This is a genomic window from Lactiplantibacillus sp. B652 (assembly GCF_023806745.1).
Lineage (GTDB): Bacteria > Bacillota > Bacilli > Lactobacillales > Lactobacillaceae > Lactiplantibacillus > Lactiplantibacillus pentosus.
Genome location: NZ_JAMSKY010000012.1, coordinates 86,363 through 96,503, shown reverse-complemented (window position 1 = coordinate 96,503; position 10,141 = coordinate 86,363). Strand labels below are relative to the sequence as shown.

At 49.1% G+C, this 10,141-nt stretch carries 9 protein-coding genes and 1 pseudogene; 5 read left to right on the top strand and 5 right to left on the bottom strand.

Annotated elements, in window-relative coordinates:
• Positions 1–83 (bottom strand): annotated as a pseudogene (locus MZO40_RS17530) (thiol reductase thioredoxin); the annotation flags it as partial.
• 211 nt (positions 84–294) lie between these two features.
• Between MZO40_RS17530 and MZO40_RS13755 the strand changes: the two are divergent.
• Both MZO40_RS13755 and MZO40_RS13750 read left to right on the top strand, forming a co-directional pair.
• Positions 295–633 (top strand): PbsX family transcriptional regulator, encoded by a 339-nt coding sequence (locus tag MZO40_RS13755; RefSeq protein ID WP_101874192.1) that lies wholly within the window; start codon positions 295–297, stop codon positions 631–633.
• A gap of 453 nt (positions 634–1,086) precedes the next feature.
• Entirely contained in the window at positions 1,087–1,839 is a 753-nt protein-coding gene (locus tag MZO40_RS13750; protein ID WP_101874191.1) for an MIP/aquaporin family protein, read from the top strand.
• Positions 1,840–1,987: 148 nt separating this feature from the next.
• Here MZO40_RS13750 and MZO40_RS13745 read toward each other — a convergent pair whose 3' ends face one another.
• Positions 1,988–3,892, bottom strand: coding sequence for a heavy metal translocating P-type ATPase (locus tag MZO40_RS13745; RefSeq protein WP_050338268.1), 1,905 nt, complete (start codon positions 3,890–3,892; stop codon positions 1,988–1,990).
• Positions 3,893–4,207: 315 nt separating this feature from the next.
• On the opposite strand from MZO40_RS13745, the gene MZO40_RS13740 reads away from it, so the two are divergent.
• On the top strand, positions 4,208–5,191 hold the full coding sequence (locus MZO40_RS13740; protein WP_252133344.1) for an SGNH/GDSL hydrolase family protein: 984 nt from the start codon (positions 4,208–4,210) through the stop codon (positions 5,189–5,191).
• A gap of 188 nt (positions 5,192–5,379) precedes the next feature.
• Here MZO40_RS13740 and MZO40_RS13735 read toward each other — a convergent pair whose 3' ends face one another.
• Together MZO40_RS13735 and MZO40_RS13730 are read right to left on the bottom strand one after the other, a co-directional pair.
• Positions 5,380–6,075 carry a YdcF family protein gene (locus MZO40_RS13735; RefSeq protein ID WP_105961646.1) on the bottom strand — a complete coding sequence of 232 codons (696 nt, stop codon included), beginning with the start codon at positions 6,073–6,075 and terminating at the stop codon, positions 5,380–5,382.
• Entirely contained in the window at positions 6,076–6,789 is a 714-nt protein-coding gene (locus MZO40_RS13730) for a demethylmenaquinone methyltransferase (RefSeq protein ID WP_105961645.1), read from the bottom strand.
• A gap of 360 nt (positions 6,790–7,149) precedes the next feature.
• Between MZO40_RS13730 and MZO40_RS13725 the strand changes: the two genes are divergently transcribed.
• Positions 7,150–7,551, top strand: a complete 402-nt coding sequence (locus MZO40_RS13725; RefSeq protein WP_050338272.1) for a MerR family transcriptional regulator — start codon at positions 7,150–7,152, stop codon at positions 7,549–7,551.
• Positions 7,552–7,765: 214 nt separating this feature from the next.
• A complete protein-coding gene (locus MZO40_RS13720; protein ID WP_252133343.1) occupies positions 7,766–9,103 on the top strand; it encodes an MFS transporter in 1,338 nt (445 codons plus the stop codon).
• A gap of 84 nt (positions 9,104–9,187) precedes the next feature.
• Here MZO40_RS13720 and MZO40_RS13715 read toward each other — a convergent pair whose 3' ends face one another.
• A complete protein-coding gene (locus MZO40_RS13715) occupies positions 9,188–10,141 on the bottom strand; it encodes a Dyp-type peroxidase (protein ID WP_252133342.1) in 954 nt (317 codons plus the stop codon).

Here is a 10,141-nt window from a genome sequence, read left to right as displayed (position 1 = left end):
CACCAGTCAGCGCGGAAATCAACGACGGCAATCCCAGTATCCGTTTCTTTGGCAAAATCTTGATCATGAATTTCTTTAATCATGTTAACCCCTCCAGATGTGCATTATTAACAATTAACAATATACCCCCGTAGGTATGTAGATGCAACTTTTTTGCCCAAATGACCAATTCATCAAGTTAACTTTCAAATGGCTGACGTGCAAACGGTTTCCTGGGTTTGACAGTTATGTGGGGAAGCCTTACGATGACCACGGGGAAAAGGCTTTTTTACCTTAATGTCAGGAGGGGATTTTGTGACTAACACGAAGTCGGACCATGCTAAAAACCACGCTTTGGACTTATTTACTCGGTTACAGCTTTCACTACAGCAACATGCTACGCCCGAACGTTACCAATATGTGCTAAATATTCTTGAGACTGGTATCAGTAAAGTCAAACATAATCAACAGACGCCTGAACGCCAAGCCCGCGTCGTCTATGACCAGATTGCCAGTCAAGTGTTTGTCGATAAGTTACACTTCACTGCCGACGAGAACAAAGTGTTAACAGCGATCAATGAATTGGCGCATTCTCAAAAAGGGTGGGGCGAGTTTAACATGCTAGGAACGACCAATACGTGGCCTAGCCAATAGTACGGATAAGGGGGGACGGTTCGCTTGCGTCAGTCCCCGCTTGTTACGGTTCCTTTATGGTTGTCAGCTGACCTGCCATAAGGGATTTTTTGCATGCCAAGTTCTAGATATTCAGCAACTGAAAAGTTAGCTTTAATGACTGAATTCCAGCACGTAAGTTTTTCTGAAATCAGGTGGTGGATGGCGACACTGGTGGTAAATCAAGTTCCGCAATTATTGAGTTACGTCAATTATGAACCAGGGTGAGAATCTGATTCGCCAGTTTGAATTCTGATATCGCGCTTGCCAAACGTCGCTAGCTCGACTTTAATACGCGCGGGGGTATAAGTAGGAGGCCGGCGCGGATGATTAGAAATGGCTTATTACAGCAAAATGAAGCGTTTACATAAATAGTTTTATCTGCTATCCTTCAAAGTATCATAGATGCTCGGTACCATACGAGGAGGATACAAGATGACAGGTTCATGGGAAGCACGCTATGCTGCAGAATTCTTTGGCACCCTAATCCTAGTGCTACTAGGCAACGGTGCTGTCGCTAATGCATTCCTAAAGAACACGACCGGAAACGACGATCCAGGACTCGCCAACGGGGGTTGGCTACTGGTGGCGTCGGGGTACGGGCTGGGGGTTATGCTGCCAGCAATGATGTTCGGGTCAATCTCTGGTAACCACTTGAACCCTGCGATTACGATTGGTCAAGCAACGGTTGGTCTCTTCCCCTGGTCACACGTTGCGCAGTACTTAATCTGGCAATTTCTCGGTGCCATCGTAGGACAATGCTTGATTCTCGCACTATACTGGCCGCACTACCGACAAACGACTGATGCTGGCGCAGTATTAGGGACGTTTGCCACTAGTGACGCCGCTCACAGTCAGCTGAACGGGTTCATTACCGAAATGGTCGGGACCGCCGTCCTAATTTTTGGGGCGATGGGCCTGTATCGCGGGATGTTCTTCCATCAAAATATCGATATTGCTAACATCGGGGTCGGATTACTGATTGCGGCAATGGTCATCTCACTAGGTGGGCCGACTGGGCCAGCTCTGAACCCTGCCCGGGATTTAGGGCCGCGGCTCGTTCACGCACTATTACCGGTTCCCAATAAGGGATCTTCACATTGGGAATACAGCTGGGTTCCGGTCGTGGCACCGATTGTTGGCGCCGTGATTGGGATTTGGCTTTACAAGATCTTTTTTAGTTTATAATTGCAATTAATCAACCGAGCGTACTTATGAAATTATTATGGCGTTATCATTTTAGTTATTATTAGCTAAAAATAGCACCCTGACTAGTTGGGGAAGACTAGTCTGGGTGCCATTTTTTATGGGCTGGGGGTGGATCTCCGTAACGTGGTTAGGCCGTTGCGGCTTGAATCGTTTTGGCAGGTTGTTGTTTGTCGAACTTGGTCTGGAAGTTGATCAGGCGCATCGCGTTGAAAATAACGACCAGGATGCTGGCTTCGTGGACGAACATCCCACTGGCCATGTAAATGTAACCGAAGACTAAGCCAATCAGGAGGAAGGCCACCGTCGCGATGGCGATGAAGATGTTTTCCCGCGTGTTGAGCACCGTCTTCTTAGCGAGACCATGGGCGTGGACCAGTGCTGGGAAGCTGGATTGCATCAGGACAACGTCGGAGGTGTCGATAGCGACATCGGTCCCGCTACCCATGGCAATACCGATATCCGCGTTAGCGATGGACGGACTGTCATTGATGCCATCACCGATAAAGGCGACTGTGTTCCCATCAGCTTTGAGCTTTTTAACGTATTCGACCTTTTCTTCTGGCAATAAGTTGGCGTGAACTTCGTCTAGGTTCAATTCATCTGCGACTGCTTGGGCGGTTAACTGATTGTCACCAGTCAACATGACTAATTTCTTGATACCCTGAGCTTTGAGTGCGGCGAGTGAATCCTTGACGCCTGGGCGGATGGTATCGGCAATCCCGAATATCAGTTGAACTTGGCCATCAACGGCCATGATGACTGTGGATTGACCACCTGCTTGTAAATCGTTCAGGTCTTTGAGTTGAGCTGAGTTAAGTTCGATTTGATGCGCGGTTAACATCTTTTGGTTCCCAATGACGACGGATTGGTCACCGACTTTAGCGCAGATGCCTTGGCCTTTGACGGTTTCGGTATCATCGAGGACGGGTGCGACACCGGCGGACTTTTGGGCTGCGTAGGTCACGATAGCTTGACCGAGTGGATGGTCAGAAACGCCTTCGATAGCAGCGGCTAAAGCGAGTTGATTGTCGGCGTTAGTCGTGTAAGTGTGCATCGTGGTAACGGCGGTATTGCCTTCCGTCAAAGTCCCCGTTTTATCGAAGACCAGCGTATCGACTTTGGCAAAGGTATCGACGACTTCGCCACCCTTGATTAAGATGCCACGTTTGGCACCATTACCGATTCCGGCAACGTTTGAGACGGGTGCACCGATAACGAGGGCCCCTGGGCATCCTAGAACTAAGACGGTGATCGCTAATCGGAAGTCACGCGAGAAGGCGAAGACTAAGACTGCTAAAACCAGAACGGCAGGCGTATAATATTGAGCAAAGCGGTCGATGAACTTTTCAGCTTTGGACTTCGTGTCTTGGGCTTCTTCGACGAGTTCGATGATTTTAGCAAACGTCGTGTCATCACCCACTTGAGTCGCTTTGATTTTAAGATAGCCGTTTTCGACCATCGTACCAGAATAAACGGAATCATTGAGTTGTTTGTTGATCTGACGGGCTTCACCGGTGATAGAAGCTTCGTTGAGGTAACCATTACCTTCAACGACGACCCCGTCGACAGGGACTTGGCTCCCCGTCTTGACTAAGACAACGTCGCCTTCGTCAACATCATCGACGTCGACTTCTTCCGTACCATCAGCGGTTACGAGGGTCGCGGTCGTTGGTGACATGTCAGTCAAACCTTTGATGGCCGTCCGCGTCTTTTGTAACGTTTTGCTTTCGAGGTAGGACCCGAACAGGAATAGGAACGTCACGATGGCTGATTCATTGAATTCGCCAATGATGAAGGCCCCGATAACGGCAATGCTGACTAACAGTTCAATACTGAAGACCTTGTTGCGCAGCGCACTCCAAGCCCGAACCGCGATTGGAATGACCGCAATCACGGATGCGACAGCCAGAATGACTTGGTAGCCCAGTGTGAATTGGAACAAGTATTTGCTGAGCATGCCGAGGACGATCAGAATACCAGTGATTAATGTGATTTGATTCGTATGTTTAGTTAGAAACCCCTGAATTTTCATAATTTGCAACTCCTTATTTGATTTGATGACCCCAGTATAGCCGCTGATTCTTGATGGCAACTTGATAGCCATCAAGTTTTGGTCAATTTATCAAAATAAATCAGATTTACCGTTGTGCTTGGTGTTTTGCAGTGTTAATGAGGATTCTTAGATTGGCTTATTGTTCGTCAGCCGGTGCGCGCCTTAGTCCGACCTCCGGGGCTGGCTGACAACGCGTATCGGATTGGGTTTCAACAAACACGCCAGCTACCATTGTTCACTTAACTGAACACTACTGGTGTGAATTACAACAGAGATAGAGATGGAGGAAATACCGTGGATTACCAAGTAACACAAGCTAATCAGCCCCTGATGCCCGCTTATTTTCAGGGGCGATGGGCAATCAAAGAAATTGAGCAGCAACCCGTGATGTACAGTACTAATTTGGGCGCTGAAATGTGGTTTCAGGCCACGGCGGCGAGTTTTGTCCGCATTACCATGCTGGATTTAGCGCGTGAGTTACCGAGTTGGATCGCAATCCAAATCGACGGGTTGCCGTTTCAACGCCAAGCTGTAACGAGTGAACCAATCTGGCTGACTTTGGATGGTCGGCCCCACGTGATTCGCTTGGTGCTGAGTGGCAATACCGATGAAGACCGCGTCTGGGATGGTAATCAAGGGTTTGCAATCAGTGCATTGACGAGCGATGGGACGTTGCAGCCCGTTCAATTAGGACGCCATAGTCTGACTTGGATTGGCGATTCGTTGACTGCCGGATGTTGGGTGGCTGGGAGAAATCCCGGTGAAGATTATCGTGGTGAAGCCAATTACGCGGCGGTGGCAAGTGACTTGCTGAATAGCCGCAACGTACGGATCGCCTATAGTGCGGTTGGCCTCCAAAAACCTGGAACGGGCGGGGTCCCCGTGTTGCCAGATGCACTGACAGCGATTGATGCGACAACGCCGTGGCAACCAGTCCCAACAGATTTAGTGGTGATCAATGTTGGCACGAATGACCGCAAACTTGATGACACCGCCTTTACAATCGTGTTCCGACGTTTCTTGAATCAAGTGCAGCGACTGTATTCGAATAGTCGCTTGGCAGTGCTGGTCCCGTTCAATCAAGCCTTTGCGACGGTAATTCGCGCGGTTACGGCGGAATTTATGCAAATTGAATTGATTGAAACGGCCACGTGGCACCCAAGTACAACGGATGACGTACATTTAGATTTGGGAGGGTCCCAGCTAGCCGGTGAGTTGCTCGCACAGGAACTGACAACGCGCTATGCTACCCTGTTTAGTGGCGAACCGCAGCGCTAAGTGGAACGGTGAAGTTAATGGAATGCCGTTCGGAGGGACCGGTTTGTACGACTGATGAATGTTAAAAATGGCGTCTGAACCGAATGCAACACTTCGATCCAGACGCCTTTTAGTCAGTCATTTATTGAGTCCTTTTCAGTCCGTTTGGTTTCGATTTTAGAACCAAGCGTGTGCAGTTGAACGCATTCTCAACGTTGCCGATGCAGCGCTCTGGACTGCAAATCAGCAACCGCTGCTAGAACGTCTTCAGGAATCTCAACATGCGCAATGAAGCCTTGCCCGCGGGGACCGTAACCAGTGGGGGTATCCGCTAGCCGCTGAAATTCACCGAGCAATAGTTCGGTAAAGTAGGCTGGTTGCCAGCCCGTCAGTGTGGTCTCTCCCTTGAATCGGAGTGGTTCCAGTTGACTCAGTTGGAGTGTCGTTGGAAGATAGCGAGTAAAGTCAACATTGGCCCAGTTAGCGGCAAACGTTAATTCAGTCCGGCGAGCAAGCAACGGGTCTTGAATCAGCAGGACGTGGCGCCAATTGGCTGGGGCTAAATCCCGCGCATGGGTGGCGTTGCTCCCGGTATTCGTCGAAGTTTCGTCTAGTCGGAGCTCACCGGTATAGCCGGTTTGGCGGATGAGTGTCGCCATCAGGGCCGCTTCGCTAGCGTGCGATGCTGGCTGGTCAAGGTTGTGGCGTAAGTACTTCGTTGCGTGACCAACGCCGCCCGCAATGATGACGGTCGGCAGCTGATACTGCTGGGCGAGTTGACCCGCCGCAATCGCGGTCGCTGGCAAACTGTTGCCGCACAAGACGAGGCCGTCCACTCGAGTAGGCTGCGCAACGGCTTGGGTGAGCCAGTCGAGGCACCGATTAAAGGCAGTCAGTTCGTCCATTTAATCGGCCTCCTTGGTCCCAAAATGCGCAGCGGCAGCGCCAAAGTTAAAACGTTGATAGTGGACGTTTTGGAAGCCAGCCGTCCTGAACATCTGAGCCAGCTGCTGATAACTGGCAAAGTGGCGGGTCGTTTCTTGTAAGTAAGAATATTCTTGATATTGATGTGCGAATAAGCGGCCAAATAATGGGACAACTTTAGTAAAATACCACTGCCAGACCGGTTTGATGAGCGGTTGATCCGGCTGGGAGGTCTCTAGGCAGACTAGTCGTGCGCCAGGTTTGAGGACGCGGTAAATTTCAGCTAATGCTTGGGCTTTGTCCGGAAGATTGCGAAGGCCAAAGCCAATGGTGACCAGGTCGAATGTGTTATCTTTAAATGGAAGGTGCATCGCATTACCACGGCGCAACCAGACCCGGTCCGCGACGTGTTGTTGGGCGACTTTTTGTTGCGCTAGCTTGAGCATGGGCGCAGAAAAATCCAGTCCAATCACTTCGCCAGTCGGTTGTAATTCCTGTGCGAGCGCAATGGTCCAATCTCCCGTGCCACAACACAAATCGAGGACGTGAGCATCAGGTGCGAGATGGATTTGGGCCATCGTTTGCTTGCGCCAGTGTCGATGCGTTCCGAGACTAATAATATTATTCATACGGTCATAATTAGGTGCAATGGTGTCAAATAAGCCTTGAACGTTATGTAAGTACCGATTTGCCATGTTGAGAGCCTCCTGTAAATTACTATCTTTATGACTTAACTATAGCAGATGTCAGGCCACTTGCATGGGAAAAACGACAATAAATTAGGTGCGCCTATTAGAGCCGGCGAGCGCGTTCATTCTAAAACACGGTGATTTGATTGGGACTGCGGTTGAACGACTAGCCGCGAATGCCGGTGATTCAGTCATGATTAGTCAGGATTAGTAGCTTGGATTGGAGTCGACAAGTCGGCTAGTTTGTATGACGTAAAATCGAAATTAATGAAAAAGTCACTTTAGGGCTTGCCTTGAAGTAACTTGAAGGTTAGATAATAGGGCCATGAATGGTGTAATTCAAATTAGTAATATGGAGGTCTTCTAATGAATATCAAACAAGCAAGTGAGCAGACGGGCGTATCTTCGGCGGCGATTCGGTATTATGAAAAGGAAGGGCTGATTCCAGCTATCGACCGCAGTGAGACGGGAAATCGGGAAATCGATGACCGGATTATTCGGCGGATCGTGTTTGTCCGCCAGATGCGAGCCGCTGGGATGAGCATTGTGAATTTGCGGCGCTATATTCAGTTATTTGATGCTCAGGAAGATAATACGAGTGAGCAGATCGATTTATTGAAGACGCAGCTCGAAGAAATGGAAGAAAGACGTGATGACATTCAGGCGGCAATCGACCACTTGCATTACAAGTTGGATCATTATTATGACCACATGCAGGAAGCGGAAGAAGAGCTGCGTGCCTTGGAACGACAACATAATCAGGACTAGTGACTAGCTGCAATCTTAAACAGTGGCTAGGGACAATCATGAAAAGGCCCTTGTGAGTCGGCACAACCATTCTAACTTAACTGAGTTGGATGATTACGCCGTGCTTGCAGGGCCTTTTTGCAAAAAAACAAATTATTTTCAGAAAAAAGCTTGCCTTGAAGTTACTTTAAGGTTATAGACTGTGGCTATTAATTAAAGATTGAGGTAAGCAAACATGAATAAAACACAACAACGGTTTGGCATCATTTTGCCAATTATTCTGATTAGTTATTTTATGATTCTGCTGGATAATTCGATTGTTTTTACCAGTACGGTCAAAATCGCCGCTGACTTGAATTTGTCAGCCCAAGCGCTCTCGTGGGTGACGAACGCCTATGCGCTGACGTTTGGTGGCTTGTTAATGCTCGGTGGTCGTGCCGGGGATATTTTTGGACGGCGCAAGATTTTCTTGATTGGCTTGGTGATTTTTAGCATTGGCTCGTTACTGGTCGGACTTTCGACGAGTGCGGGGATGATTATTAGCATGCGGGCACTGCAAGGGATTGGTTCCGCTATTCTGGCGCCGACGACGCTCGCGTTACTAATGGATACGTATCAAGATAACATGCGGACACGCGCGATTGTGTATTATGGCGCTACTGGTGGTCTGGGCGCGAGCTTTGGTCTCGTGATTGGTGGCTTGATCTCCAGCTACATGACTTGGCGACTGAGCTTCCTATTGAACGTGTCGATTGGCATTGTGATGCTCTTATTGACTTTGAAATTTGTTCCGGTTAGTCAACGCAGTACTGGCAAGCTGGATTGGTTGGGCTCATTATTATCAGTGATTGGGATCATTGCGCTGGTCTACGGGATTAATGGCGCTAAAAATCCGGTGTTAACGATTATCATTGCGATTATTGTCCTGGCAGCGTTTGTATGGCAAGAACACCGCTCAAACCATCCAATCATGCCATTGAAATTATTCGCTGACCGTGAACGCAGTAGTGCCTATGTGGCGCGGTTCTTCTTTCTCGGTGCGATGATTTCGTACTTCTTCTTAACACCACAGGCGATGCAAAATGTTTATCATTTTACGCCATTAATGGCTGCGCTAGGCTTTTTGCCTGAAACGGTGCCTCAATTCATCTTCGCCACCCTGGTGTCACGTTTGAATAACCGATTCACGAACAATCAAATCTTGATTGCGGGGCAACTGATTACGTTAGTCGGCTTATTGATGGCCGCGCTGGTCGGCGTACGCGCGGGCTACGTGACGGCGATTGCGATTCCAATGGTGATTATCGGGATCGGCCAAGGTTTTTCTTTGAGTCCGCTGACGGTCGCGGGGGTCGCAAATACGGATGCGGCGATTGCGGGCTCGGCATCGGGCGTGGTCAATATGGTGCATCAGATTGGGAGCTCAGTTGGGCTGTCAATCATCACGTTAATGACGGCCGGCATTGCTAGTCCAGTCGTTTCGTACAATACAGCTGTCATGATTATGACAGGATTAATGCTGATTTCAACGCTAGCAGCCATTAATATTGCACGGAAATCATCAAATGATTAAAAAAACGGTTCTGAGCCAGCTTCCGATTCGGAGGTTGGTTTCAGAGCCATTTTTGCGTCATACAGGTCTGGTCATTAAGCGAAATTAAAAGTCATCATCCGCAATTTGCGCCAGCAAGTCCCGTGATGGAATGAAGAAGACTTGGCCGGACAGCAGTTTGGAGAAGGTCAATAGTAAGTCGCCTTGGTCGACCATGTTTTGTAACATGCCCTTGGTGACGGTCCAGTGACGTGCGTAGCCGATGAAATAGGTGCCAATATTACCAACAGCGGGTTGCGCGTATGGGACGTTCATCCGAACGATTTTTTGTTCGACACCATCGACTTCATACTTGGAAGCAACGTTGTGGGCGTTCTTGAATTTATCGTCGTCGTCCAATTCAAAATCGCTGAATTTTTCGCGTTCGACTGCCTTTTCTTGGTCGCCGGTGGTCATGTGTTCCCAAATCGGCATGTCATGTTGCCATTTTTGAGCGAAGGCGTAGGAGCCGTTGATGAATTGCGGATCTTCTTCGCCAACTAAGGCGTAATCAGCGGCGTCTTCGATGGCAGGCGCTTCGGTCCCATCGATGAAGCCAATGATGGCGCGGCCTTCAAAGTAGCGAAAGCCCTTAGTTTCGTCGAGAACAGATGTGATGGGTGCGAGTACCCGCTGAAATTGGGTCTGGCACTCGTAAACGACCGCTTCGTTACTAGCACGAATGTGGAAGAAGAGGTCCCCGTCAGTTGCGGGCATGCTGTACTTGGGACCGTGTAATGTCGTATAGGTCTCAAGTTCGCGCGGTTTGGGAGCGTCCGGGAAGAGGTAATCCCAAGCGCTGCTACTAATACCGATGCTAACTTTCAGTTGGGTACCGGTCTCAGGCTTGGCGTCGCGGATGCGTAAGGAACGAATAATGGCTTGTGACCGGTCAGCAAATTCTTGGAACACTTCACGGTCGTGTTGCGGATCCTGGCGGTTTAACTGAAGAACTGTAAATTGAACGTGTTCTCCGACGTCTTTCCAGACATCTTGGGCGTGACTTGGATTGATTGGCAT